This window comes from Pseudomonas sp. I3-I5 (assembly GCF_022699445.1).
In the GTDB taxonomy this organism is placed as follows: Bacteria; Pseudomonadota; Gammaproteobacteria; order Pseudomonadales; family Pseudomonadaceae; genus Aquipseudomonas; species Aquipseudomonas fulva.
Genome location: NZ_CP093940.1, coordinates 4,006,736 through 4,032,395 on the forward strand (window position 1 = coordinate 4,006,736; position 25,660 = coordinate 4,032,395).

The following is a 25,660-nucleotide window of genomic DNA, read 5'->3' on the forward strand; positions in this document are numbered from 1 at the left end:
CTTCGCAGGGGAGCCAAAAATTCCCGAGTGTACAGGTCGCGCAGCAGAAAGGAATCTTTCCCGCTTGTTGGCGCACCGCTCGGCGGAACCTTGCAAGTGGCCTTGACATCCGCCCGACTGATCGGCATGATTCGCGGCCTATTTTGTTTGCTATTTACCTAAAGTCTTTCGAGGAGCTCGACGGTGGCCAACTCACCTTCCGCCAAGAAACGTGCAAAACAGGCTGAGAAGCGTCGCAGCCACAACGCCAGCCTGCGTTCCATGGTCCGCACCTACATCAAGAATGTAGTCAAAGCCATTGACGCAAAAGACGCCGAAAAAGCGCAAGCCGCTTACGTTCTGGCTGTACCTGTAATCGACCGTATGGCCGACAAAGGTATCATCCACAAGAACAAGGCTGCTCGTCACAAAGGCCGTCTGAATGGCCACATCAAGGCGCTGAAAGAAGCTGCAGCTGCCTAAGCGACGCGCTAGTCAAAAAACCGACCTCAGGGTCGGTTTTTTTATGCCTGGGTTTTGTGAAGTGCCAGGCTCGCGGCTCAACGCACGCGCTGTAAAGTGGCAGGGCCGCATGGCGGCCCTACCCTGCATTACTTGGCGATCTGAATCTTGGGTGCCCACTGCAGCCATTCGTCTTCAGCTTTCTCGAACAGCGGGAACGTTTGCCTTGGCCGAGCCGGAGTGCCCATGCGTTCCCCCTCGGGCGTCGCGAAGGCAATACCACCATCGATCAGTGTTTCCAGCGACTCCGTGCGCACGGTAGCGCCCTTGAACAAGCCCCAGTCGAAGCCGAAACCGCTGCTGTTCCAGAAGCGGCTGCCGCTACGTACCAGGCTGGCATAACGCGGCTCGATCAGAATGTGGATCAGCACCCTGTCGGCACTCTGGCCCAGCTCGACGTCGGTCACCTTGCCAACCGCCACCTCGCGGAATGTCACGGGCACACCGGGCTTGATGGAGCCTAGCCGAGGTGCGCTGAGGGTCACTGGCAGCCCCACCTCCGGCCCGGCAACTTCGGGCGCTTCGGCCAGTGCGATGAAGTCACGCTGCGGGCCCCTGTCCTTGACCGCAGGCTGTACTTCCAGGTACTGCCCGCCCACCAGCGTGTCGAGGTTTTCGGTGCGCACCAGGCCGAAGGATGGCTTGACCACCCAAAACTGGGTGCCGGCACGGGCAATGCGCTCTGCAGCTTCGGTAATACGTGCCTTCAACAGCACGGCCTGCATGTCCTTGGTAAGGTCGACACTTTCCACACTGCCCACATCCAGCCCCCGGAAGCGGATGGCGGTGCCTGGCTTGAGCCCATCGGCGCGCTCCACACGGATCGTGATAAGGGTACCGGCACGGTTGGCTGCCTCCTGGCTTTCGTGCAGGCGGAAACGCGGGATATGGCGCTTTAGCGGCACATTGGGCCTTGGCGTGTCGAAGGCGATGCCCCCTGCCATCAGGGTTTGCAGGGACTCACTCTTGATCTTGATGCCGGACAGGCCACCGGTGAGGGTAATGCCACTGGCGTTCCAGAACCGTGTCGAGCCGTTTACCAGTTTTTCGTATTCTTTCTCGATGTGAACACCGATCAGAATACGGTTGCTGTCACGGGCGAACTGATAGCTTTGAACGCTACCTACCTTCACCTGCTTGAAGGTTACGGGGCTACCCACCTCCAGTGAACCCAGGGTATCTGCGAACAGCACCATGTGCAGGCCCGGCGCCTTCAGGTCCAGCGGCGGCGCCTTGGCGCGCGCTTCGAACTCCCGTTCAGGTCGAGCACCTTTCTCCCCAGGGCGGATGGCAATGTAGTTACCCTTGACCAGTGCTTCCAGGCCCGTGATACCCGCCAGGGAAATGGAAGGTTTGACCACCCAGAACTGAGTGCCCTCCACCAGGTAGTCTTCGGTCAACGGGTCCAATGTCAGCTCGGCAGTGGCGCTGGCAAGGTTGTCCTCCATTTTCAGGGTCTTCAGAGAGCCCACCTGGATGCCTTTGTACATGACAGGCGTACGCCCGGCCTGCAGGCCCTCGTAGTCGCTCAGCTTCACTTTCACCCGGATACCGGCCTGGGCTGCATCGAAGTCCTCGTACAAGCGAAATGGCAGGCTTGGGTCGGTAGGCGGGCTGTCCTTGCGGTGCTCTGGCGTGGCAAAGGCGATGCCGCCGGCGACGATACTCGACAGCGATTCACTGCGCACCTTGACCCCCGATAGCGAGGCATCGATGCTGACGCCGCTGGCGTTCCAGAAGCGCGTATGCTTGCGCACCAGGCTCGCGTAGGCAGGCTCGATGAAGATTTTTACCTCGACCGTGCTCTGGTCGTCGGAAAGCCGGTAGCTTTTCACGCGGCCGACCTGGATCTGCTTGTAGAAGATCGGGCTGTCTTTATTGAGCGACCCCAGGCGCTCGGCCTTGAGGGTGAGGTGCAAACCAGGTTCGGAATCCGACAGGGGCGGTGCCACCTTGAGCGCGGTGAACCGCTTGGTTGGCTCACCCTCTCCGGGGCTGACGGCAATGTAGTTACCCGATACCAACGTCTCGAGGCCGGAAATGCCCGCCAGGCTGACGCTCGGCTTGACCAGCCAGAAACGCGTGCCTTTGTTCAGGTGCCCTTCAGCCGCCTGGTTCATCTCGATGGTGGCGATGACACCCTGATTCTCGCCCTCGGCATCGAGTACCAAACTCTTGACCTTACCGACCGGCATGCCTTTGTAGATGACTTCGGTCTTGTTGGCGACGATGCCTTCGCCCGATTCGAAACGCACCTCGATCTGCACCCCGGCCTCACGGTAAGCCTGCCATGCGAGCCAGCCTCCGATCATCAGCGCGATCAAGGGCAGGATCCAGATGGCCGACCAATTGGAGGCAGGCCGAGTTTTAGCCGTTGGCAGGTCACTCATGGTCGTCATCCGACTCCGTGTTATCCCAAATCAATCGGGGATCGAAGGTCAAAGCAGCAAGCATCGTCAGGATCACCACAGTTGCGAAGGCGACAGCGCCCAGATTGGCTTCGACATTGGCTATCCTGCCGAAATTCACCACTGCCACCAGAATGGCGATGACGAATATGTCGAGCATGGACCAACGTCCTATGAATTCGATGAAACGGTACATCCAGATCCGTTGCCGCGCCGACAGGGGCTGTCTGCGCTGCACGGAATACAGGAGCAAACCGATTCCTACCAGTTTGAACGTAGGTACGAGGATACTGGCCGTAAATACCACGGCCGCAATCGGAACCATGCCGTGCTTGAGCAGGGCGATGACGCCCGACATGATGGTGTCGGGCGTGCCTTGACCAAATGAGCTGACGGTCATGATCGGCAGCACGTTGGCCGGAATATAGAGAATGGATGCAGCGATGAGCAGCGCCCAGGTGCGCATGATGCTGTTCGGTCGACGCGGATGCACCCTGGCACCGCACCGCATACACGTTTGGGATGCGTCACCTGTGGTTTGCCTGTTCAGTTCATGACACTCGTTGCAGACAACGATACCTGCATCAATCGCCCGCATGCGGGTCCTCCCCCGATAACGCACTCCAGACCTGGTGCGGTGACATGACAACCTCCAGCCAAACCTGAATCAACAGCAAGCTGATGAAGCAGAACAGACCAACCCCTACGGTAAGTTCTGCCAAGTCCACCAATTTGACGATGGCCACGAGCACGCCCATGAAGTAGACCTCGAGCATGCCCCAGTCACGCAAGTGGTGATAGGTTCTGTACAGCAACAAACCTAACCTGCGCCCTGTGTTGAGCCGAATCGCCACTAGAACGGCCAGCTGACACATCAGTTTTGCCAGCGGTATGGCCATGCTGCACAGGAAAACCACGATGGCCACCCCCTGCATGCCCGAATCATACAGCCCCAGTACGCCGCTCCAGACCGTGTCGTCCGATGTCTGGCCTAGCAGATGCAACTGCATGATCGGCAGGAAATTGGCTGGGATGAACAGCGCGAGCGCCGTCAGCACCAACGCCAGGCTGCGGTTGACCACATTATGCCGGTGCGCATAGAGCTCGTAGCCGCAGCGCGGGCAAAGCGCTTTTTCACCGGGGTGGATCACAGGTTTGCGCAAGAGCAGATCGCATTCATGGCATGCGACCAGGTCTTCGAGTGGCAGATCAGCCAGCGTTTCTGGCTCGACGGGGTTGGACATAGGACGCTTCTGAGTAAGTGCGTGGGGTTATTCTAGTGATCTTATGGAGGCCGGCATAGGCTGGAGATTGCGGTTCGAATGGCCCGGCGCTCGAAATGCGGGCTCTTGACGAACAGGAAGGGGTGCCTTGAGCGACAGGCAGGCTAGAAAGGTTTTTTTCAGCCCAAAGACAAAACCCCTACCTGCATACGCAGATAGGGGTTTTGCGAAATGAATCTTGACGATGACCTACTCTCACATGGGGAAACCCCACACTACCATCGGCGATGCATCGTTTCACTACTGAGTTCGGGATGGGATCAGGTGGTTCCAATGCTCTATGGTCGTCAAGAAATTCTGTAGCCAGAATGTCCTGTTGGACAGCCCAGCAAATTCGGATATGTGATGTTTGTGATGCGTTGCGAACTTTCGGTTCATGTCATCTTCACCACCGCAATCTGCAGGAGCAAATTGCTTGGGTGTTATATGGTCAAGCCTCACGGGCAATTAGTATTGGTTAGCTCAACGCCTCACAGCGCTTACACACCCAACCTATCAACGTCGTAGTCTTCGACGGCCCTTTAGGGGATTCAAGATCCCAGTGAGATCTCATCTTGAGGCAAGTTTCCCGCTTAGATGCTTTCAGCGGTTATCTCTTCCGAACATAGCTACCCGGCAATGCCACTGGCGTGACAACCGGAACACCAGAGGTTCGTCCACTCCGGTCCTCTCGTACTAGGAGCAGCCCCTCTCAAATCTCAAACGTCCACGGCAGATAGGGACCGAACTGTCTCACGACGTTCTAAACCCAGCTCGCGTACCACTTTAAATGGCGAACAGCCATACCCTTGGGACCGGCTTCAGCCCCAGGATGTGATGAGCCGACATCGAGGTGCCAAACACCGCCGTCGATATGAACTCTTGGGCGGTATCAGCCTGTTATCCCCGGAGTACCTTTTATCCGTTGAGCGATGGCCCTTCCATACAGAACCACCGGATCACTAAGACCTACTTTCGTACCTGCTCGACGTGTGTGTCTCGCAGTCAAGCGCGCTTTTGCCTTTATACTCTACGACCGATTTCCGACCGGTCTGAGCGCACCTTCGTACTCCTCCGTTACTCTTTGGGAGGAGACCGCCCCAGTCAAACTACCCACCATACACTGTCCTCGATCCGGATAACGGACCTGAGTTAGAACCTCAAAGTTGCCAGGGTGGTATTTCAAGGATGGCTCCATGAGAACTGGCGTCCCCACTTCAAAGCCTCCCACCTATCCTACACAAGCAAATTCAAAGTCCAGTGCAAAGCTATAGTAAAGGTTCACGGGGTCTTTCCGTCTAGCCGCGGATACACTGCATCTTCACAGCGATTTCAATTTCACTGAGTCTCGGGTGGAGACAGCGCCGCCATCGTTACGCCATTCGTGCAGGTCGGAACTTACCCGACAAGGAATTTCGCTACCTTAGGACCGTTATAGTTACGGCCGCCGTTTACCGGGGCTTCGATCAAGAGCTTCGCTTGCGCTAACCCCATCAATTAACCTTCCGGCACCGGGCAGGCGTCACACCCTATACGTCCACTTTCGTGTTTGCAGAGTGCTGTGTTTTTAATAAACAGTCGCAGCGGCCTGGTATCTTCGACCAGCAAAAGCTTACGGGGCAAGCCCTTCACCTTCGCCGGCGCACCTTCTCCCGAAGTTACGGTGCCATTTTGCCTAGTTCCTTCACCCGAGTTCTCTCAAGCGCCTTGGTATTCTCTACCTAACCACCTGTGTCGGTTTGGGGTACGGTTCCCAGTTATCTGAAGCTTAGGAGCTTTTCTTGGAAGCATGGTATCAACCACTTCATCGCCTAAAGGCAACTCGTCATCAGCTCTCGGCCTTGAAATCCCGGATTTGCCTAAGATTTCAGCCTACCACCTTAAACCTGGACAACCAACGCCAGGCTGGCCTAACCTTCTCCGTCCCTCCATCGCAATAACTGGAAGTACAGGAATATTAACCTGTTTTCCATCGACTACGCTTTTCAGCCTCGCCTTAGGGACCGACTAACCCTGCGTCGATTAACGTTGCGCAGGAAACCTTGGTCTTTCGGCGTGCGAGTTTTTCACTCGCATTGTCGTTACTCATGTCAGCATTCGCACTTCTGATACCTCCAGCAAGCTTCTCAACTCACCTTCACAGGCTTACAGAACGCTCCTCTACCGCATCATCATACGATGATACCCGTAGCTTCGGTGCATGGTTTGAGCCCCGTTACATCTTCCGCGCAGGCCGACTCGACTAGTGAGCTATTACGCTTTCTTTAAAGGGTGGCTGCTTCTAAGCCAACCTCCTAGCTGTCTAAGCCTTCCCACATCGTTTCCCACTTAACCATGACTTTGGGACCTTAGCTGACGGTCTGGGTTGTTTCCCTTTTCACGACGGACGTTAGCACCCGCCGTGTGTCTCCCATGCTCGGCACTTGTAGGTATTCGGAGTTTGCATCGGTTTGGTAAGTCGGGATGACCCCCTAGCCGAAACAGTGCTCTACCCCCTACAGTGATACATGAGGCGCTACCTAAATAGCTTTCGAGGAGAACCAGCTATCTCCGAGCTTGATTAGCCTTTCACTCCGATCCACAGGTCATCCGCTAACTTTTCAACGGTAGTCGGTTCGGTCCTCCAGTCAGTGTTACCTAACCTTCAACCTGCCCATGGATAGATCGCCCGGTTTCGGGTCTATACCCAGCGACTAAACGCCCTATTAAGACTCGCTTTCGCTACGCCTCCCCTATTCGGTTAAGCTCGCCACTGAATATAAGTCGCTGACCCATTATACAAAAGGTACGCAGTCACCTAACAAAGTAGGCTCCCACTGCTTGTACGCATACGGTTTCAGGTTCTATTTCACTCCCCTCTCCGGGGTTCTTTTCGCCTTTCCCTCACGGTACTGGTTCACTATCGGTCAGTCAGTAGTATTTAGCCTTGGAGGATGGTCCCCCCATATTCAGACAAAGTTTCTCGTGCTCCGTCCTACTCGATTTCATTGATAAGAGATTTTCGTGTACGGGGCTATCACCCACTATGGCCGCACTTTCCAGAGCGTTCCACTAATCTCAAATCAACTTAAGGGCTGGTCCCCGTTCGCTCGCCACTACTAAGGGAATCTCGGTTGATTTCTTTTCCTCAGGGTACTTAGATGTTTCAGTTCCCCTGGTTCGCCTCTTGCACCTATGTATTCAGTACAAGATAACCAGCTTGTGCTGGCTGGGTTCCCCCATTCAGAGATCTCTGGATCACAGTCTGTTTGCCGACTCCCCAAAGCTTTTCGCAGGCTACCACGTCTTTCATCGCCTCTGACTGCCAAGGCATCCACCGTATGCGCTTCTTCACTTGACCATATAACCCCAAGCAATCTGGTTATACTGTGAAGACGACATTCGCCGAAAATTCGCACGTCGCTCTTTCGAGCAGAACTCACAAATTTTACCTTAGCCTGAATTCCAGCAGTGAAACTGGTCTTCAGTCTATTTCTATCACATATCCGAATTTTTAAAGAACGATCTGACAAAAGTCAGAAATCAACATTCACACCGGAATGTTCATTTCTGTATTCTGAACAGTGCTGCAAACCTGAAGGATTGGTGGAGCCAAGCGGGATCGAACCGCTGACCTCCTGCGTGCAAGGCAGGCGCTCTCCCAGCTGAGCTATGGCCCCGTATTCTACGGCTGAACCAAGTAATGGTAGGTCTGGGCAGATTTGAACTGCCGACCTCACCCTTATCAGGGGTGCGCTCTAACCAACTGAGCTACAGACCTATAACAGGGTCGCGTTACAGCATCGTCTTTTACAATGAATCAAGCAATTCGTGTGGGAGCTCATCAGCAGGCTGATGTCGTCGATTAAGGAGGTGATCCAGCCGCAGGTTCCCCTACGGCTACCTTGTTACGACTTCACCCCAGTCATGAATCACACCGTGGTAACCGTCCCCCCGAAGGTTAGACTAGCTACTTCTGGTGCAACCCACTCCCATGGTGTGACGGGCGGTGTGTACAAGGCCCGGGAACGTATTCACCGCGACATTCTGATTCGCGATTACTAGCGATTCCGACTTCACGCAGTCGAGTTGCAGACTGCGATCCGGACTACGATCGGTTTTGTGAGATTAGCTCCACCTCGCGGCTTGGCAACCCTCTGTACCGACCATTGTAGCACGTGTGTAGCCCAGGCCGTAAGGGCCATGATGACTTGACGTCATCCCCACCTTCCTCCGGTTTGTCACCGGCAGTCTCCTTAGAGTGCCCACCATAACGTGCTGGTAACTAAGGACAAGGGTTGCGCTCGTTACGGGACTTAACCCAACATCTCACGACACGAGCTGACGACAGCCATGCAGCACCTGTGTCAGAGTTCCCGAAGGCACCAATCCATCTCTGGAAAGTTCTCTGCATGTCAAGGCCTGGTAAGGTTCTTCGCGTTGCTTCGAATTAAACCACATGCTCCACCGCTTGTGCGGGCCCCCGTCAATTCATTTGAGTTTTAACCTTGCGGCCGTACTCCCCAGGCGGTCAACTTAATGCGTTAGCTGCGCCACTAAAATCTCAAGGATTCCAACGGCTAGTTGACATCGTTTACGGCGTGGACTACCAGGGTATCTAATCCTGTTTGCTCCCCACGCTTTCGCACCTCAGTGTCAGTATCAGTCCAGGTGGTCGCCTTCGCCACTGGTGTTCCTTCCTATATCTACGCATTTCACCGCTACACAGGAAATTCCACCACCCTCTACCGTACTCTAGCTTGCCAGTTTTGGATGCAGTTCCCAGGTTGAGCCCGGGGCTTTCACATCCAACTTAACAAACCACCTACGCGCGCTTTACGCCCAGTAATTCCGATTAACGCTTGCACCCTCTGTATTACCGCGGCTGCTGGCACAGAGTTAGCCGGTGCTTATTCTGTCGGTAACGTCAAAATTGCAGAGTATTAATCTACAACCCTTCCTCCCAACTTAAAGTGCTTTACAATCCGAAGACCTTCTTCACACACGCGGCATGGCTGGATCAGGCTTTCGCCCATTGTCCAATATTCCCCACTGCTGCCTCCCGTAGGAGTCTGGACCGTGTCTCAGTTCCAGTGTGACTGATCATCCTCTCAGACCAGTTACGGATCGTCGCCTTGGTGAGCCATTACCTCACCAACAAGCTAATCCGACCTAGGCTCATCTGATAGCGCAAGGCCCGAAGGTCCCCTGCTTTCTCCCGTAGGACGTATGCGGTATTAGCGTTCCTTTCGAAACGTTGTCCCCCACTACCAGGCAGATTCCTAGGCATTACTCACCCGTCCGCCGCTGAATCAAGGAGCAAGCTCCTGTCATCCGCTCGACTTGCATGTGTTAGGCCTGCCGCCAGCGTTCAATCTGAGCCATGATCAAACTCTTCAGTTCAATACTGCTTGGGTTTTTAAGAAACCCTAAACTTGGCTCAGCAATCTCAAATGACTATGTGATTTCTCGCATGGTCACTTGTGATGCTGATAATCTTTCTGACTATCAGTCCGTACTCACAAGCACCCACACGAATTGCTTGATTCGATTTGTTAAAGAGCGTTTGGCTAAGAGTGTTTCGTCTCAACCGAGGCGCGCATTCTACGCTTTCCTCATTGCCTGTCAAGCATTTATTTTGAAGTTTGTTTCGAGAAACTCGTTCAACTTCAACCACTTGACTCGCTTCGATCTCTCGTAGCGGGAGGCGAATTCTACAGCGTTTCAACACGCTGTCAACCTTCTTCTCAACCGCCTTCGATCTATTCGATCGTAGCCCTTTCAGCACCACCCGAACTGGCTAACTCATTGAATCTCAAGGAGTTTCGCGTTCCGATGTCGCTGGAAGTGGGGCGCATTATAAGGGGATTCGAAACCGCGTCAACCTTTAATTTCATGTATTTGAAATATTCAGGCCGTGGGTGGGAAAGACGCCGTACATGAATGAACCATGACGCTATATAGAAGAAGGATGCCCCGTGGCCTCCTTCTTCGTTTACAGCACGCTTACAAACTAGGGAACGCGAACTGCGATGCTTCATGGCTAGCACGTTGCGGCCAGCGTTGAGTAATGGCCTTGCGCCGGGTGTAGAACCTCACGCCGTCCGGCCCGTAGGCATGCAGGTCACCAAACAGCGAACGCTTCCAACCGCCGAAGCTGTGGTAGGCCACAGGGACCGGCAGCGGAACGTTCACCCCCACCATGCCTACTTCGATCTCATCGCAGAACAACCGTGCCGCTTCACCGTCACGGGTAAAGATGCAGGTACCGTTGCCATACTCGTGATCATTGATCAGTTGCATGGCCTGTTCAAGGCTGTCGACCCGTACTACACACAACACCGGCCCGAAAATCTCTTCCTTGTAGATGCGCATTTGCGGGGTCACCTTGTCGAACAAGGTGCCGCCGACAAAATAGCCTTCTTCATTACCCGATACGTGCAGGCCGCGACCGTCGACAACGAGCCTGGCCCCCGCCGCTACGCCTTCCTCGATGTAGCCAACCACTTTGTCGCGAGCAGCCGCCGTGACCAGCGGCCCCATGTCCAGGCCGCACGATGTGCCCGCACCGATCTTCAGTGCCTTGATTTGCGGCTCAAGCTTGGCAATAAGCGCATCGGCCACCTGGTCACCCACGCATACCGCGACCGAAATGGCCATGCAACGCTCACCGCACGAACCATAGGCAGCCCCCATCAGCGCACTGACGGCGTTGTCCAGGTCGGCATCGGGCATCAGCACTGCGTGGTTTTTCGCGCCGCCCAGTGCCTGGACGCGCTTGCCACGTTTGGTACCCTCAGCGTAGATGTACTCGGCGATCGGCGTGGAACCCACGAAACTCAGCGCCTTGACCTCCGGTGCCTCGATCAGGGCGTCCACCGCTTCCTTGTCACCGTGCACCACATTGAGGATGCCCTTGGGCAGGCCCGCTTCCAGCAACAGCTGGGCGATGAACAGCGTCGAGCTGGGGTCGCGCTCCGACGGCTTGAGAATGAATGCGTTGCCGCATGCGATTGCCAGTGGATACATCCACAGCGGCACCATCGCCGGGAAGTTGAAGGGCGTGATACCCGCCACTATGCCCAGCGGTTGGAAGTCGGACCAGGCGTCGATATTGGGTCCTACGTTTCGGCTGTACTCGCCCTTGAGCAATTCAGGTGCAGCACAGGCGAACTCGACGTTCTCGATACCGCGCTTCAACTCACCGGCGGCATCTTCCAGGGTCTTGCCGTGCTCCTCGCTGATCATCTGTGCGATTCGCGCTTCGTTCTGCTCGAGCAGTTGCTTGAAACGGAACATGACTTGCGCGCGCTTGGCCGGCGGGGTGTTGCGCCAGGCCGGGAACGCGGCCTTGGCGGCATCGATGGCTTGCTGCACGGTCGCACGACTGGCCAGTTCGACCTTGCGAATGGCCTGGCCAGTGGAAGGGTTGAACACATCGGCGGTGCGCTCGCCCTTGGTAACCAGGTCACCGTTGATCAGGTGCTGAACAATGCTCATGTAACACTCCAGAAAAAAAGAGGCGTGACAGGCGTGCCTGCGGCAAACGCCTGCCTTGAACGCAGGAAATCAGTCGATCAGGTTCAGGGTCTCGCCCACGGCATCGAACAGACGGTCCAGCTCTTCGGGCTTGGTATTGAAGGTTGGGCCGAACTGCAAGGTGTCGCCACCGAACCGCACATAGAAGCCCGCTTTCCACAGTTTCATGGCCGCTTCATAAGGGCGAACGATGGCATCTCCGTCCCGGGCGGCGATCTGGATGGCGCCTGCCAGGCCATAGTTGCGGATATCGACGATATTCTTGGTGCCTTTGACGCCGTGCAGCAGCTTCTCGAAATGCGGTGCCAGGTCGGCAGCAGACTGCACGAGGTTTTCTTTTTGCAGCAGATCCAGTGCGGCAAGACCTGCCGCGCAGGCGACCGGGTGTGCGGAGTAGGTATAGCCATGGGGGAATTCCACGGCATAGTCCGGCGTCGGCTGGTTCATGAAGGTGTGATAGATCTCGCTGCTGGCGACCACGGCCCCCATGGGGATCGCCCCGTTGGTCACCTGCTTGGCGATGCACATCAGGTCAGGCGTAACGCCGAAGGCCTCGGCGCCGGTCATCGCGCCCATGCGGCCAAAGCCGGTGATCACTTCGTCGAAGATCAGCAGGATATTGTGCTGAGTGCAGATTTCACGCAAACGCTTGAGGTAACCCTTGGGCGGCGGCAGCACGCCGGCCGAACCCGCCAGCGGCTCGACGATCACCGCTGCAATATTGGACGCGTCGTGCAACTCGATCAGCTTGAGCATCTCGTCAGCCAGCGCGATGCCGCCTTCTTCCGGCAGGCCCTTGGTGAACGCGTTGGCCGGCAATACGGTGTGGGGCAGATGATCGACGTCCAGCAACTGCCCGAACATCTTGCGGTTGCCGTTGACACCGCCCAGGCTGGTACCCGCGATGTTCACCCCGTGGTAGCCACGGGCGCGGCCAATGATCTTGGTCTTGGTGGCCTGGCCTTTCAAGCGCCAATAGGCGCGCACCATCTTCAGCGCCGTATCGGCACATTCGGAGCCTGAGTTGGTGTAGAACACATGATTCAGGTCACCCGGGGTCAGTTCGGCAATCTTTTCAGCCAGCTGGAAGGACAGCGGGTGCCCGAACTGAAACCCCGGCGAATAGTCCAGGGTGCCGATCTGACGCGACACCGCCTCGGTGATTTCCTTGCGGGTATGGCCCGCGCCACATGTCCACAAACCTGACAGGGCATCGAAAATCCTGCGCCCCTTGTCGTCCACCAAATGGTTGCCATCGGCCGCCACGATCAGCCGAGGATCGCGCTGGAAATTGCGGTTGGCGGTATAGGGCATCCAGTGCGCATCCAGCTTGAGCTGGCTGGCGATACCGGCAGGCGCGGTTTGGAGCATGTTCATCGGCGGTTCCTCGAGAGACGATTAGGCAACGATGGATGTTGTTGCAGCTAACTTGGCACGGCGATAAAGTCTGAAAAAGCCTGCATTTCTAACCTTTACACAGGCCACGACTAAACTGATGAGCCGACGCCCCGATCCGCTTGCCCAAGTCAGCGACTTCGATATTCGCCTGCTGAAAATCTACCGCAGCGTGGTGGAATGTGGCGGGTTTTCCGCCGCGGAAAACGTGCTGGGTATCGGGCGATCGGCTATCAGTCAGCAGATGAACGATCTTGAGCAGCGTCTGGGTTTGCGCCTGTGCCAGCGCGGGCGTGCAGGGTTCTCGTTGACCGAGGAAGGCCGAGAGGTCTATCACTCGGCGCTGCAACTGCTGAGCGCACTGGAGACCTTCCGTACCGAAGTCAACGGCCTGCACCAGCATTTGCGCGGCGAGTTGAACATCGGCCTGACCGATAACCTCGTCACCCTGCCGCACATGCGCATCACCCATGCGCTGGCTGAACTCAAGGACCGAGGTCCGGACGTGCGTATCCAGATCCGCATGATTGCACCCAGCCAGGTGGAGCACGGCGTTCTAGATGGTAGCCTGCATGTGGGCGTCGTCCCCCAGACCAGCCCGTTGTCGGGGCTGGAATATCAACCGCTGTATAGCGAACGCTCGCTGCTGTACTGCGCCGTCGGTCATCCGCTGTTCTACGCCGATGACCATCTGCTCGACGATGAGCGCCTCAATCGCCAGGAAGCCATTACCCCAACCTTCCGCTTGCCTGCCGAAGTCCAGGCCCACTACCAGGTGCTCAACTGCACGGCCAGCGCCTCTGATCGCGAAGGCATGGCGTTTCTGATCCTGACAGGGCGCTACATGGGTTACTTGCCTGATCACTACGCTGCGCTCTGGGTCCAGCAAGGAAGGCTGAGAGCGCTCAAGCCGCAGCAACGTTTCTATGACCTGAGCTTGAGCTGGGTGACGCGAAAAGGCAGAAGGCCCAACCTGGTGCTTGAGAGTTTTCTGGAAAGTCTGGCTGCGACACGTTGATGCCACTCTCTGCCGCCAATGCTTGTTACTTTGCCGTGGGAAGGTAATCTTGTCCTACAGACGCAGCCATCCCCCTGCACGGAATCGTTCATGACATTAGAAGTCCCTGCGCATCGCCTATCCGCCTCCGGCAAACCCGCAGGCCGTATCCGACAGAAAAACGAACAGGCCATCATCAAGGCCGCCGAAGACGAGTTCGCCCGTCATGGTTTCAAGGGCACCAGCATGAACACCATCGCCCTCAAGGCGGGGCTGCCCAAAGCCAACCTGCATTACTACTTCACCAACAAGCTGGGCCTGTATATTGCCGTACTCAGCAACATCATCGAGCTATGGGACAGCACCTTCAACGCCTTGAGCGTCGAGGACGACCCGGGCGAGGCGCTTAGCCGGTACATTCGCACGAAGATGGAGTTCTCCAGGCGCAACCCGCAGGCGTCCCGAATCTTCGCCATGGAAGTCATCAGCGGCGGCTCATGCCTGACCGAATACTTCAGCGCTGACTACCGCGAGTGGTTCCGGGGCCGGGCGGCAGTGTTCCAGGCCTGGATGGACGCCGGCAAGATGGACCCTGTCGACCCCGTCCACCTGATCTTCCTGCTATGGGGCAGTACCCAGCATTACGCCGACTTCGCCACGCAGATCTGCCAAGTCACTGGCCGCAGCCGGTTGACCAAGCAAGACATGGAAGATGCCAGCACCAACCTTATCCACATCATTCTCAAAGGATGCGGCATCGCGCCAGTTGCCTGACCGACATTTATGCCTTCTACCCTGCTCGACCTCTGCGAATACCGCGAGGACATTCGCAAAAGCCGCTTCATTACCCTGGCCGGGCCCATCGACAGTGCCAGCGATGCCATGAGTTTCATCGAGCGTCACAGCGACCCCGACGCCACCCACAATTGCTGGGCATGGAAAATCGGTGCTCAATACCGCAGCAGCGACGATGGTGAACCCGGCGGCACGGCCGGGCGCCCGATCTTGTCAGCCATCGAGGCACAGGATTGCGATCAGGTAGTAGTACTGGTCATCCGCTGGTACGGTGGCATTCAGCTTGGCACCGGCGGGTTGGCCAGGGCATACGGCGGCGGTGCCAACAAATGCCTGCAGCAGGCCCCCAAACGCCTGCTGGTACAGCGCAGCGAGTTCACTTGCAGTTGTGCGTTCAGCGAGTTGGCACTGGTGAAACTGCGGATCGCCGACGTTCAGGGTCTGGTGCTTGAAGAGCACTTCACCGCCAATGGTGTAGACCTGAGGCTTGCCTTTGAAGATGCCCACAGGCAGCCACTGCAGCAGCAATTGGCAGACCTTAGCCGCGGCCGGATCCTGTTGGAGAGTTGCTGAGTATTGCCCACAGCAACTGTGGGCCTGGCTGTGGATAAGCTTGGGGCATACGCCTAGAGCCCAATAAGCATGAGCCCTCCACAGGTTTGTTCAAAATTTGACCACGGTTGCTGGATCGGCGGCTTGACCAAAGCCGGCCCGAGTTATCCCCATGCGCAGGTGGTAATAAGGTTGGACCGCTGCGGTTTGCACACATTAATTGTGGAGCAGCCTGTGGATAACCCGTGAGTGGAACGACAGGGCGCCTGTTGCACAAGGCCGCACCAAGGTTCGCTCATTTTTCGAGCAGCAACGCTCTCCCGAGCAACAACACGAATGACCTGGCACGACCCCGCGCCCTATGGATTATGCTCAGTGGCTCTGACAATCATACGGAGCACGCTCATGGCCGATTCAAAAACCGCTCTGATCATCGGGGCCTCACGTGGCCTGGGGTTAGGCTTGGTCAACCGCCTGTACGAAGACGGATGGGAGGTCACCGCCACCGTACGCACTCTGCAAACACCAGGCGCTCTGGCTGATGTTCCAGGCGTGCGTATCGAACAGCTGGAAATGAATGACCCAGCCCAACTCGACACCCTGGCCGAGCGTCTGACCGGCCAGCTATTCGACCTGGTGTTTATCAACGCAGGTGTCATGGGCCCTCTCCCACAGGATGTGGAAAACGTCACACACCAAGAAATCGGTGACCTGTTCATGACCAACGTCGTTGCACCGATTCGTGTCGCACGCCGCCTGGTTGAACATGTACGTGAACATACCGGCGTACTCGCCTTCATGAGCTCCATTCTGGGCAGTGTCGCAGTGCCTGATGGCGGGGAGATTTGCTTGTACAAAGCCAGCAAGGCGGCCCTCAACTCCATGATCAACAGTTTTGTGGTGGCCCAGCAGCGCCATGACCTGTGCGTATTGGCCATGCACCCAGGATGGGTGAAAACCGACATGGGCGGAGAAAACGCGGAGATCGACGTGTTGACCAGCACGCGTGGCATGCTCGAGCAGATCAAGGCCCAGGGTGGAACGGCGGGCCTGCGCTTCATCAACTACAAGGGCGAACCCTTGGTCTGGTGATTGGGCAGGTTGCCGCCATTGGGGCGCACGGCCGGGCCGGGCCCTGTAGAATGGCGGCAACCGTACCTGATTGAGATCACCTTATATGTATGACTGGTTGAACGCCCTGCCCAAGGCCGAACTGCACCTGCACCTTGAAGGCTCCCTGGAACCCGAGTTGCTGTTCGCCCTGGCCGAGCGCAACAAGATTGCCCTGCCTTGGGCTGATGTCGAGACGTTGCGCGGTGCGTACGCCTTCAACAACTTGCAGGAGTTTCTCGACCTGTACTACCAGGGTGCCGACGTTCTGCGCACCGAACAGGACTTCTATGACCTCACATGGGCTTACCTTCAGCGTTGCAAAGCGCAGAATGTGATTCACACCGAGCCCTTCTTCGATCCACAGACACACACCGACCGCGGCATCCCTTTCGAAGTGGTGCTCAATGGCATCAACCAGGCACTCAAGGATGGCCGTGACCAGTTGGGCATCAGCAGCGGCCTGATCCTGAGCTTCCTTCGTCACCTGAGCGAAGACGAAGCCCACAAGACGTTGGACCAGGCCCTGCCGTTTCGCGACGCATTCATTGCCGTTGGGCTGGACAGTTCCGAAATGGGCCACCCACCGAGCAAGTTCCAGCGTGTGTTCGACAGGGCACGCAGCGAAGGCTTCGTGGCCGTCGCGCATGCCGGCGAGGAAGGCCCGCCCGAGTACATCTGGGAAGCGCTGGACCTGCTCCAGATCAAGCGTATCGATCACGGTGTGCGCGCCATCGAGGACGAGCGCCTCATGCAGCGCATCATCGAGGAGCAGATCCCCTTGACCGTGTGCCCACTGTCCAACACCAAGCTGTGCGTGTTCGACCACATGAGCCAACACAACATTCTCGACATGTTGGAAAAAGGCGTGAAGGTCACCGTCAACTCGGACGACCCAGCCTATTTCGGTGGCTACGTGACGGAAAACTTCCACGCCCTGCACACTCACCTGGGTATGACCCAAGAGCAAGCTCGCCGGCTTGCCCAGAACAGCCTGGATGCGCGCCTGGTCTGACGCGTTCAGCCCACCTGCAGCGTCTCGACCCGGGCGATGCGATTGATCTGCTGGATACCCAGCGGTGATATGTGCAACGCCCGGGTATCTTCGGCCTCGCGCATCCACCCTGATTGCAGGAACAGCCGGAACAGCGCCTGGCCCAGAATGCCCCCCAGGTGCGGTTCCATGTCGTGCCACTCGGTGCAGCGGCACATCGTGCATGCTCGGGGCTGATGCGGTGCCAGCGCATCGATGTATACGCCGAGGCGAGCCAGTTGCGCTCGCCCCTCATCGCTGACCACCAACTGCCGCCCACAACCATCCAGCCATCCAGCCACTACCAGTCGATGGTAGAGTTCGCCTGCAAGCTCACCGCCCAGGTGATCGCCGCACCGCCTGGCGCGTCGCACGGACATGGGCAATGAAGGGCGCGGCGTGTGGGCATGACGGTTTCTTGCCTGTTCGAGTTGCACGCTGGCAAGGGCCTCTACAGCGGCGCCCACCTGAGGCGTTGCCAGGCGGAAATAACGCTTGCGTCCCCTGGCCTCATGCCGAAGCAAGCCCGCTGAAGAAAGCAGCGAAAGATGTGCACAGGCCGATGAGGCGCTGAGCCCGGTCATGATGGCCAACTCGTTGGCCAGGCGGGGGGTGCCATCGATCAAGGCCCATAACATGGCACTGCGCTTGGGGTCGGCCATCAGGCTGGCGATCTGGCTGATGCTGCTGGCTGCTTTCATGTCCCTGTGACTCCTGCATATTCACTGTGTAGGTGCGATGGCCGACCCTGGCCCACGAACGCCCTCGCTCGCGCCGGCCTGGCTCGTCAGTATAAGCCGCACCTGGAGCCACCCTGGCGCCACTCCCAGGCCTAGTTGTCGCAAAAATGCACTGGGTAGGGCTACCCTTTGCAGGAGACTTATTCAACGGCATGTTCGCAAAACAGCCTGTATATCGGCGGTTTGACAGGAAACATGGCCCAGCATGGAGTGAGTTAAGGCATATCACTTATTGCAAATTCGGAAGATGCCCACAGCCGTCTTCACCAAATAGCGCAGATATAATCGAAGGTTCTTCACGCCTCATACCGAGCGTTTAAATTGCAAGCGCCGCGTCAACAGCGCAACCGTGACCACCAATGCCCCACACAGGCTCATCACCAGCGCCATGGGCACCGCGCTGCCATCGTGCAGCAAACCCACCAACGCCGCGGCCCCAGCGGCAACACTGAACTGCACGCAGCCCATCATGGCCGACGCGCTGCCAGCCCGAGCGCCCTGCCCGCTCATGGCGCAAGCCGAGGCGTTGGGCAGAATGAAGCCCAGGCTCGCTATGCACACGAATAGCGGTACCAATAGCGGCCAGAGCGCTGGGGGCCTGATTGCCGCCATGCTCAGCAAAACCAGGCCTGCTGCCAGGTATACCCATACCGCCCGGGTCAGCAGCCAGGCGGGCCCGCGTTTAGCCAGCAGGCGTGCGTTCACCTGAGCCATCAGGATGAACCCCGCAGCATTGGCACCGAAGAACCACCCGTAATGCTCGGCAGGTACTCCGTACAACTTGATGAACACGAACGGCGAGCCTGCGATGTAGGCAAACATGCCGGCGATGGCGATACCGCCCGTCAAGGCGTGCCCCAGGAACACACGGTCGGCGAGCAGGCGCAGGTACTGACGCAAAGCCCCTGACAATGGCTGCCGGGGAATATGATCAGGCATGCTTTCAGGCAGCCCGAGGCTGACGGCGAGCAGGCAACCGGCACTGAACAGGCTCAAGGACAGGAAAATGAACTGCCACCCAGCATGGTTGACCAGCACGCCGCCGAGCATGGGCGCAAGGATCGGCGCCAAGCCCATGACCAGCACCAGCTGCGAGAACACCTTGGCCGAAGCCACCGGGTCGCACTTGTCGCTGACGATCGCCCGGGATAGCACCATACCCGCGCAGCCGCCCAGTGCCTGGACAAAGCGCGCCAGAATCAGGGTGTCCAGGTTGGGCGCATAGGCGCATCCCAGCGATGCCAGGGTAAAAAGCGCCACGCCAAACAGCAACGGCTTGCGCCGACCGAAACGGTCAGCTACCGGGCCATAGAGGAGCTGCCCGATCGACAACCCGAGAAAGTAGGCAGCCAGAGTGGTCTGGACGTGTTTTTCATCAGTGGCGAACGCCTGGGCTATCGCCGGAAAGGCAGGCAGGTAGAAGTCGATCGCCAAAGGCCCGAACGCACTGAGTGCGCCCAGGATAAGGACCATTCGCAGGTTCATCGGGAATCCATAGCAAGCTAACAAAGTTGCACATTCTACCTGCTGTGGACCCCGTGCTGCGCAAAACAATCCAATAATAGCGTTGCCAGCTCGAGCGCCTACGCAATTTCGGCCTGGTAACCCTCTTCCTGGATGGCCGCCCGTATCTGCGCTGGGTCGGCGCTGCTATCGACGCGAACCTGCTTCTTGGCCAAATCGACATCGACCTTGGCAGCGCCATCGAGCGCCTGAACAGCTTGGGTGACCGCCTTCACGCAATGGCCACAGGTCATGCCTTCTACAGTGAATACGTGCATGGAAACACCTCCTCAAGGTTTTCAGCGAGTTTCAAGCTTGCCATGGGGGCAAGGTCAAGCGGGCGTGTCTGGAGGTGGCAATTCGCGTCCACCTCGGCCAAGCTGCGACTTTGAAACAGGCAAGCAGGAGAGTGTTCATGTTCAGGACAGCAATGGGCTTCATCGGGCTGCTGGGTGCGCTCGCTGCAGTGCCGCCGGCCGCCGCCGAAGACAACTCGGCCTACAGCGTACTGATCATTTCCCGCGAACGGCTTGAAGTGGCCACCAGTTGCGAGATCGGTGTCTACCTCAACGATCAACTGGCGGGGCGACTGTTCCAGGAACAGTCCACGTCGTTCAACCTGCCTGCGGGCCCCGTCGATGTACGCCTGCGCCTGCTGCCTGGGCAGACACCCGGTTGCGCCCCGGGCCTTGAGGATCAACGTAGCACCCGGTTGAACCTGCAAGCCGGGCAGATCAACAAGTACCGCATCGCGATGGGCCACTATGGGATGGAGCTCAAGCGAACGCCGCTGGACTATTGACCTTCCCCAGGTGGCAAGGTTGATGCTGGCAGCGTGCCCAAGGAGGAAACCATGTCCACGCCCGTCACTTATCACCTGCCCGTCTCCGGCATGACCTGCGCCAGCTGCGCTGGCCGGGTGGAGCGTGCCTTGCGCAAGGTCACCGGCGCAGATCACGTCACCGTCAACCTTGCCAGTGAGCAGGCCCGTGTGCAGGCGCCGGCCGATAGCCTGGATGCACTGGTCAACGCCGTCCACGCAGCCGGTTACGCTGTACCCAGTCATACGGTGGAATTGCAGATCGCCGGCATGACCTGTGCCAGCTGCGTCGGCCGAGTCGAGCGTGCGCTGGCCAAGGTGCAGGGGGTGCTGAAGGTCAGCGTCAATCTGGCCAACGAACGTGCCCACCTGGACGTTCTCGACGGCGTGCCGGACGCGGCGCTGATCGATGCGATAGGGCAAGCCGGTTATGACGCCAGCCTGCCGCGCGCCCCCGAGAATGAACAAGCGACGATCCAGCGCCGCTTGCGCCGGGAACGGCTTGCAGTCGCTGCGGCGCTGCTGCTGGCGTCTCCCCTGGTGTTGCCTATGCTGGTACAACCGTTGGGCCTGCACTGGATGCTGCCGGCCTGGGCGCAGTTTTTGCTGGCAACGCCGGTGCAGTTCATCCTGGGTGCCCGCTTCTACGTTGCGGCCTGGAAGGCCGTGCGTGCGCGCAGCGGCAACATGGACCTGCTGGTCGCCCTCGGGACCAGTGCCGGTTACGGCTTGAGTCTTTATCAATGGGCCAACGCGCCATCGGGTACCACACCACACCTCTACTTCGAAGCCAGTGCAGTGGTCATCGCCCTGGTCATGCTGGGCAAATACCTGGAGAGCCGTGCCAAGCGCCAGACCGCCAGCGCCATACGCGCACTGGAAGCGCTGCGTCCCGAGCGTGCGCTAAGGGTCATCGATGGCGTGGAGCAGGAGGTCGCCATCACCCAGCTGCGCGTGGGTGACCTGGTCATGGTCAAACCAGGTGAGCGTTTTCCGGTCGACGGTATCGTCGAAGACGGCCACAGCCATGCCGATGAGGCCCTGATCAGCGGCGAAAGCCTGCCAGTCGCCAAGCAACCCGGGGACAGCATCACCGGGGGTGCGATCAACGGCGAAGGCCGGTTGCTGGTCCGCACCCAGGCGCTTGGCACCGAAACCGTCCTGGCGCGCATCATCCGCTTGGTCGAAGACGCCCAAGCCGCCAAAGCGCCCATTCAGAAACTGGTCGACCGGGTAAGCCAGGTGTTCGTGCCCGCCGTACTGATACTCGCCGCGATCACCTTGATAGGGTGGTGGCTGGCCGGTGCCCCGTTCGAAACCGCTGTGATCAACGCCGTGGCCGTTCTGGTCATCGCCTGCCCATGCGCGCTGGGGCTGGCCACGCCGGCCGCGATCATGGCGGGTACAGGCGTTGCCGCACGCCACGGCATTCTCATAAAAGATGCCGAAGCACTGGAACGCGCGCAGGCCGTCAACCGCGTCGTGTTCGACAAGACAGGCACGCTCACCTCCGGCAGCCCGAACGTGGTGCATAGCCAAGCGCTGGACGGCGATACGGACAACCTTTACCGATTGGCCGGCGCGCTTCAGCGCGGCAGTGAACACCCGCTGGCCAAGGCCGTGCTGGACGCCTGCGCCGAGCGTGGCCTGCGGGTGCACGAGGTAACTGACAGCCAATCCCTGACCGGCCGCGGCATTGCCGGGCGTGTCGATGGACGTGACCTGGCACTGGGCAATCGCCGCCTGCTGCAAGACCTTGGCCTGGCACCCGGCGAACTGGCCGCGTCGGCTGACGCCTGGGAAGCACAAGGGCGCACCTTGTCCTGGCTCGTCCAGCGCGGGACTTCGCCCAGCGTGCTTGGCTTGATCGCATTCGGTGACAGACTCAAGCCCGGGGCCGGTCAGGCGGTCCAGACGCTGCGCAGCCAGCGCATCAGCAGCCACCTGCTCACAGGCGACAACCGGGGCAGCGCCATGGCCGTGGCGGCCGCCCTCGACATTACCGATGTCTACGCCGAGGTGCTGCCAGCGGATAAGGCCGCCACCGTGGAGACCCTCAAGCAGGGCGGCGCCGTAGCCATGGTCGGCGACGGCGTCAACGACGCACCGGCATTGGCGGCTGCAGACATCGGCATCGCCATGGGCGGTGGCACGGATGTGGCGATGCAGGCCGCCGGCATCACCCTGATGCGCGGGGACCCGCGGTTGGTGCCGGCAGCCCTCGAAATCAGCCGTAGAACCTACGCGAAGATTCGCCAGAACCTGTTCTGGGCGTTCATCTACAACCTCGTCGGCATCCCGCTGGCTGCCTTCGGTTACCTCAACCCGGTCATGGCCGGCGCGGCCATGGCGCTCTCCAGCGTCAGCGTGGTCAGCAATGCGCTGTTGCTCAAGGCCTGGAAGCCCGCCCTCGATCAGGAGGCACCATGAATATCGGCCAAGCGGCGGCCCGGACCGGGCTCAGCACCAAGATGATCCGCTATTACGAATCCATCGGCCTGCTCAAGCCTGCCCTGCGCAGCGACAGCGGTTATCGGATCTATCAGCCTGCCGACCTGCACGCCTTGGCCTTCATCAAGCGCTCGCGAGACCTGGGGTTTTCCCTCGAGGAGGTCGGCAAGCTGCTCACCTTGTGGCAGGACCGGCAGCGAGCCAGTGCTGATGTCAAAGCACTGGCCAACCAGCATATCGATGTGTTGAACAAACGTATCGACGAACTGCTTAGCCTGCGCGACACCTTGGTCGAGCTGGTTTCCAGCTGCCAGGGTGATGACCGCCCGGACTGCCCGATTCTCAAGGAACTGGCCAACGAAGCGCCGGGGCGCTGCTGCCGCTGAGCATTCCCGGCACCCGTGCAACCAAGCTCATAGGGCATACCCGTCCAAACGCGACCGAATAGGCATCAATAGCGACTTCGCCCAATAATTACGGGCGTTTTCCTACATAAAATTCGGTTGCTGCCGATGCATTAGGTACCTGCCTCATGTGTCGACAACAATAATTCGGGAGCGCCGATGAGCATCAAACAGAAACTGACCTGGGCTTTTGCGATCATCGCCGCCCTGCCCATCGTGCTGGTGGCCACCCTGGTGGTACTCAACCTACGCGGCGAGGCCAGGGACGGCTTCCTCGACAGCAGCAGTCGAGAAATCCGTCAGGTCAGCAACGCGATGAACATCTTCTTCCAAGGCATCAGCCAGAACGTGGAGTACATGGCCTCGCAACCCTTGGTGGCGGCCACTGGCAACGAGCTGACCAAGTACACGAGCGCCACGCCTTCCTACGAGCTGGGCGAGCAATCGAGCAAGATTCTGGCGTTCATGACCAGCCTGGCCAATGCTCATCCTGCCTATGCCTACCTCTCCTACGGGGTCGCCGACGGGGGCTACGTCGGCTGGCCGGCAGGGCAGAAGTTCGTCAACTACGATCCGCGTACGCGCCCTTGGTACCAGCTGGCCATGGCCAATCCCGGCAAGACCCTGCGCACCGGTGCCTACTACTGGGCCGCCGACGATGCCGTACTGGTCAGCACCGTGCGTGCCGTGGCCAACCAGCTGGGCAACCCTGGCGGCGTAGTCAACGTCGACGTTTCCATCAAAGGCCTCACCGAAATCGTCAAGCAGATCAAGCTGGGCGAAAGTGGGTACCTGCTGCTGGTCGAAAATAACGGCAACGTCTTGGTAGACCCACGGGATACCGCGCACAACTTCAAACAACTGGCGAGCTTCGGCGACGGCTACGCCGAGCTTGCCAAGCACGGCAAGGGCCTGGCTGAAGTCGAGCTGGACGGTGTTCGCTACATGGCCAACATCTACCCGGACGAACAGCTGGGCTGGACGCTTATCGGGCTGATCGAGCAGCGCGAGGTGATGCAGACCACCACCCGCCTGACCTGGCTGATCGGGATCGTCGCGCTGGTACTGGCTGCCGTGTTCGCCGTCGTGGGTGCCACCTTCGCCAAACTGATCGTGCGCCCGATCAACAGCGTCACCAACGGGCTTGAGGACATCGCCCAGGGCGAAGGGGACCTGACCCGCAACCTGGAAATCCGCGGCCGTGACGAAACTGCCCAGCTGGCGAGCTGGTTCAACCAGTTCCTGGGGGCCATTCGCAGCCTTATCCAGCACATCAGCGCCGCGGCCGGCAATATCCTCAACACCTCCACCAGCTCGACACGCGTGTCCAGCGACATGGCCGAGGCCGCCGGGCGCCAGCGTGAGGCAGTCGACATGGTCTCCACTGCCTTCCATGAAATGGTCGCCACTGCCAACGAGGTCGCACGTTCCTGCAGCCAGGCGGCGCAGTCGGCCGACAGCGGCCAGCAGCAGGCGCGCGAAGGCCAGCAGCAGATCGATGCCGCCGTCAGCAGCGTCGACCGCCTGAGCCACGAGATCGAACAGTCGGCGCAGTCGATTCAGCAGCTTGAGCGCGACAGCAACGCCATCCAGTCGATCCTGGGCACCATCCGTTCCATTGCGGAGCAGACCAACCTACTGGCGCTCAACGCCGCCATCGAAGCGGCCCGTGCCGGTGAGCAAGGGCGTGGGTTCGCAGTGGTGGCAGATGAAGTGCGTGCCCTGGCCAAGCGAACCGCCGACTCCACGGCCGAAATCGACGGCCTGCTGGGCAACCTGGCCGGGCGTACGGCCGAGGTGGCGGCGCAAATGCACGCCAGCCTCGAAGTTTCGCAGCAATCGGTGAGCCGTATCGGCATGGCCCGCGACAGCTTTGGTCAAATACGCGAGTCGGTGGACGTGATCCGTGACATGAACACGCAGATCGCCACGGCAGCCGAAGAGCAGCACCAGGTAGCCGAGGACATCAACCGGCACATCAGCCAGATCCACGGCGATGCCCAGCTGGTGGCAGAACTGGCCCAGGCAGCCCGCCAGGACTCCGAAAGCCTCGCCGGCCTGTCCAACGAGCTGGACGCGCTGGTCCGCAGGTTCCGTACCTGACGGCAAAAGCCTCGCAAGTATCGGGCGTGCACGTTCACCCGGCTCGCGGGGCGCCGAACCAGGTAAGC

18 protein-coding genes, 2 tRNA genes and 3 rRNA genes are annotated in these 25,660 nt (G+C 58.8%); 10 read left to right on the forward strand and 13 right to left on the reverse strand.

Annotated features, from left to right (window positions below; genetic code table 11):
- Nucleotides 1–183 precede the first annotated feature (183 nt).
- A complete protein-coding gene (gene rpsT, locus MOP87_RS17905) occupies nt 184–462 on the forward strand; it encodes a 30S ribosomal protein S20 (RefSeq protein ID WP_023533220.1) in 279 nt (92 codons plus the stop codon).
- A gap of 128 nt (nt 463–590) precedes the next feature.
- Here the strand turns inward: rpsT and MOP87_RS17910 are convergent, their stop codons facing one another.
- The 10 genes from MOP87_RS17910 to MOP87_RS17955 all read right to left on the reverse strand — a co-directional run bounded on the left by MOP87_RS17910 (nt 591) and on the right by MOP87_RS17955 (nt 13,066).
- Nucleotides 591–2,891, reverse strand: coding sequence for an MlaD family protein (locus MOP87_RS17910; protein WP_027915687.1), 2,301 nt, complete (start codon nt 2,889–2,891; stop codon nt 591–593).
- Nucleotides 2,884–3,507 (reverse strand): paraquat-inducible protein A, encoded by a 624-nt coding sequence (locus MOP87_RS17915; protein ID WP_028688058.1) that lies wholly within the window; start codon nt 3,505–3,507, stop codon nt 2,884–2,886. Before MOP87_RS17915 ends, MOP87_RS17910 begins: the two co-directional genes overlap by 8 nt.
- Nucleotides 3,494–4,153, reverse strand: coding sequence for a paraquat-inducible protein A (locus MOP87_RS17920; protein WP_128610133.1), 660 nt, complete (start codon nt 4,151–4,153; stop codon nt 3,494–3,496). The genes MOP87_RS17915 and MOP87_RS17920 overlap by 14 nt, the downstream gene beginning before the upstream one ends.
- A gap of 215 nt (nt 4,154–4,368) precedes the next feature.
- Nucleotides 4,369–4,484: ribosomal RNA gene (gene rrf, locus MOP87_RS17925) — 5S ribosomal RNA — on the reverse strand.
- Between the two features lie 134 nt (nt 4,485–4,618).
- Nucleotides 4,619–7,511: ribosomal RNA gene (locus MOP87_RS17930) — 23S ribosomal RNA — on the reverse strand.
- 243 nt (nt 7,512–7,754) lie between these two features.
- Nucleotides 7,755–7,830 (reverse strand) — tRNA-Ala (locus MOP87_RS17935).
- Between the two features lie 24 nt (nt 7,831–7,854).
- Nucleotides 7,855–7,931, reverse strand: a tRNA-Ile gene (locus MOP87_RS17940).
- 85 nt (nt 7,932–8,016) lie between these two features.
- Nucleotides 8,017–9,553, reverse strand: a 16S ribosomal RNA gene (locus MOP87_RS17945).
- The 16S, 23S and 5S rRNA genes sit together here with 2 tRNA genes alongside, the layout of an rRNA operon.
- A gap of 603 nt (nt 9,554–10,156) precedes the next feature.
- A complete protein-coding gene (locus tag MOP87_RS17950; protein WP_242809867.1) occupies nt 10,157–11,650 on the reverse strand; it encodes a CoA-acylating methylmalonate-semialdehyde dehydrogenase in 1,494 nt (497 codons plus the stop codon).
- Between the two features lie 69 nt (nt 11,651–11,719).
- Nucleotides 11,720–13,066, reverse strand: coding sequence for an aspartate aminotransferase family protein (locus MOP87_RS17955; RefSeq protein ID WP_027915192.1), 1,347 nt, complete (start codon nt 13,064–13,066; stop codon nt 11,720–11,722).
- Between the two features lie 115 nt (nt 13,067–13,181).
- Between MOP87_RS17955 and MOP87_RS17960 the strand changes: the two genes are divergently transcribed.
- The 5 genes from MOP87_RS17960 to MOP87_RS17980 all read left to right on the forward strand — a co-directional run bounded on the left by MOP87_RS17960 (nt 13,182) and on the right by MOP87_RS17980 (nt 17,553).
- A complete protein-coding gene (locus MOP87_RS17960) occupies nt 13,182–14,102 on the forward strand; it encodes a LysR family transcriptional regulator (protein WP_027915191.1) in 921 nt (306 codons plus the stop codon).
- A gap of 90 nt (nt 14,103–14,192) precedes the next feature.
- Entirely contained in the window at nt 14,193–14,855 is a 663-nt protein-coding gene (locus MOP87_RS17965; RefSeq protein ID WP_023535181.1) for a TetR/AcrR family transcriptional regulator, read from the forward strand.
- Nucleotides 14,856–14,864: 9 nt separating this feature from the next.
- Nucleotides 14,865–15,449, forward strand: a complete 585-nt coding sequence (locus tag MOP87_RS17970) for a YigZ family protein (RefSeq protein WP_028687904.1) — start codon at nt 14,865–14,867, stop codon at nt 15,447–15,449.
- 384 nt (nt 15,450–15,833) lie between these two features.
- A complete protein-coding gene (locus tag MOP87_RS17975) occupies nt 15,834–16,520 on the forward strand; it encodes an SDR family oxidoreductase (RefSeq protein WP_027915189.1) in 687 nt (228 codons plus the stop codon).
- Nucleotides 16,521–16,605: 85 nt separating this feature from the next.
- Nucleotides 16,606–17,553: an adenosine deaminase gene (locus tag MOP87_RS17980; RefSeq protein WP_049695395.1), complete on the forward strand. Its 948-nt coding sequence runs from the start codon at nt 16,606–16,608 to the stop codon at nt 17,551–17,553.
- Nucleotides 17,554–17,558: 5 nt separating this feature from the next.
- Here MOP87_RS17980 and MOP87_RS17985 read toward each other — a convergent pair whose 3' ends face one another.
- From MOP87_RS17985 to MOP87_RS17995, 3 genes are all read right to left on the reverse strand, one after another.
- Nucleotides 17,559–18,272 (reverse strand): helix-turn-helix transcriptional regulator, encoded by a 714-nt coding sequence (locus MOP87_RS17985; RefSeq protein ID WP_027915187.1) that lies wholly within the window; start codon nt 18,270–18,272, stop codon nt 17,559–17,561.
- Between the two features lie 342 nt (nt 18,273–18,614).
- The gene (locus tag MOP87_RS17990) at nt 18,615–19,796 is read right to left on the reverse strand and encodes a multidrug effflux MFS transporter (protein WP_028687901.1); all 1,182 of its coding nucleotides are present in this window, start codon (nt 19,794–19,796) and stop codon (nt 18,615–18,617) included.
- Nucleotides 19,797–19,894: 98 nt separating this feature from the next.
- Entirely contained in the window at nt 19,895–20,092 is a 198-nt protein-coding gene (locus MOP87_RS17995; protein ID WP_049695393.1) for a cation transporter, read from the reverse strand.
- 137 nt (nt 20,093–20,229) lie between these two features.
- On the opposite strand from MOP87_RS17995, the gene MOP87_RS18000 reads away from it, so the two are divergent.
- From MOP87_RS18000 to MOP87_RS18015, 4 genes are all read left to right on the forward strand, one after another.
- The gene (locus MOP87_RS18000; protein ID WP_027915184.1) at nt 20,230–20,616 is read left to right on the forward strand and encodes a hypothetical protein; all 387 of its coding nucleotides are present in this window, start codon (nt 20,230–20,232) and stop codon (nt 20,614–20,616) included.
- 51 nt (nt 20,617–20,667) lie between these two features.
- Complete coding sequence (locus MOP87_RS18005; RefSeq protein ID WP_242809868.1) at nt 20,668–23,064, forward strand: heavy metal translocating P-type ATPase; 2,397 nt, start codon at nt 20,668–20,670, stop codon at nt 23,062–23,064.
- Nucleotides 23,061–23,471 carry a Cu(I)-responsive transcriptional regulator gene (gene cueR, locus MOP87_RS18010; protein ID WP_145280781.1) on the forward strand — a complete coding sequence of 137 codons (411 nt, stop codon included), beginning with the start codon at nt 23,061–23,063 and terminating at the stop codon, nt 23,469–23,471. Before MOP87_RS18005 ends, cueR begins: the two co-directional genes overlap by 4 nt.
- A gap of 177 nt (nt 23,472–23,648) precedes the next feature.
- Nucleotides 23,649–25,592 (forward strand): methyl-accepting chemotaxis protein, encoded by a 1,944-nt coding sequence (locus tag MOP87_RS18015; RefSeq protein ID WP_027915181.1) that lies wholly within the window; start codon nt 23,649–23,651, stop codon nt 25,590–25,592.
- Nucleotides 25,593–25,660 lie beyond the last annotated feature (68 nt).

Coding starts and splice junctions, on each gene's coding strand:
- MOP87_RS17910 (WP_027915687.1), bottom strand. CDS start 2,891: ATGAGTGACCTGCCAACGGCTAAAACTCGGCCTGCCTCCAATTGGTCG.
- MOP87_RS17915 (WP_028688058.1), bottom strand. CDS start 3,507: ATGCGGGCGATTGATGCAGGTATCGTTGTCTGCAACGAGTGTCATGAA.
- MOP87_RS17920 (WP_128610133.1), bottom strand. CDS start 4,153: ATGTCCAACCCCGTCGAGCCAGAAACGCTGGCTGATCTGCCACTCGAA.
- MOP87_RS17950 (WP_242809867.1), bottom strand. CDS start 11,650: ATGAGCATTGTTCAGCACCTGATCAACGGTGACCTGGTTACCAAGGGC.
- MOP87_RS17955 (WP_027915192.1), bottom strand. CDS start 13,066: ATGAACATGCTCCAAACCGCGCCTGCCGGTATCGCCAGCCAGCTCAAG.
- MOP87_RS17965 (WP_023535181.1), top strand. CDS start 14,193: ATGACATTAGAAGTCCCTGCGCATCGCCTATCCGCCTCCGGCAAACCC.
- MOP87_RS17970 (WP_028687904.1), top strand. CDS start 14,865: ATGCCTTCTACCCTGCTCGACCTCTGCGAATACCGCGAGGACATTCGC.
- MOP87_RS17975 (WP_027915189.1), top strand. CDS start 15,834: ATGGCCGATTCAAAAACCGCTCTGATCATCGGGGCCTCACGTGGCCTG.
- MOP87_RS17980 (WP_049695395.1), top strand. CDS start 16,606: ATGTATGACTGGTTGAACGCCCTGCCCAAGGCCGAACTGCACCTGCAC.
- MOP87_RS17985 (WP_027915187.1), bottom strand. CDS start 18,272: ATGAAAGCAGCCAGCAGCATCAGCCAGATCGCCAGCCTGATGGCCGAC.
- MOP87_RS17990 (WP_028687901.1), bottom strand. CDS start 19,796: ATGAACCTGCGAATGGTCCTTATCCTGGGCGCACTCAGTGCGTTCGGG.
- MOP87_RS17995 (WP_049695393.1), bottom strand. CDS start 20,092: ATGCACGTATTCACTGTAGAAGGCATGACCTGTGGCCATTGCGTGAAG.
- MOP87_RS18000 (WP_027915184.1), top strand. CDS start 20,230: ATGTTCAGGACAGCAATGGGCTTCATCGGGCTGCTGGGTGCGCTCGCT.
- MOP87_RS18005 (WP_242809868.1), top strand. CDS start 20,668: ATGTCCACGCCCGTCACTTATCACCTGCCCGTCTCCGGCATGACCTGC.
- cueR (WP_145280781.1), top strand. CDS start 23,061: ATGAATATCGGCCAAGCGGCGGCCCGGACCGGGCTCAGCACCAAGATG.
- MOP87_RS18015 (WP_027915181.1), top strand. CDS start 23,649: ATGAGCATCAAACAGAAACTGACCTGGGCTTTTGCGATCATCGCCGCC.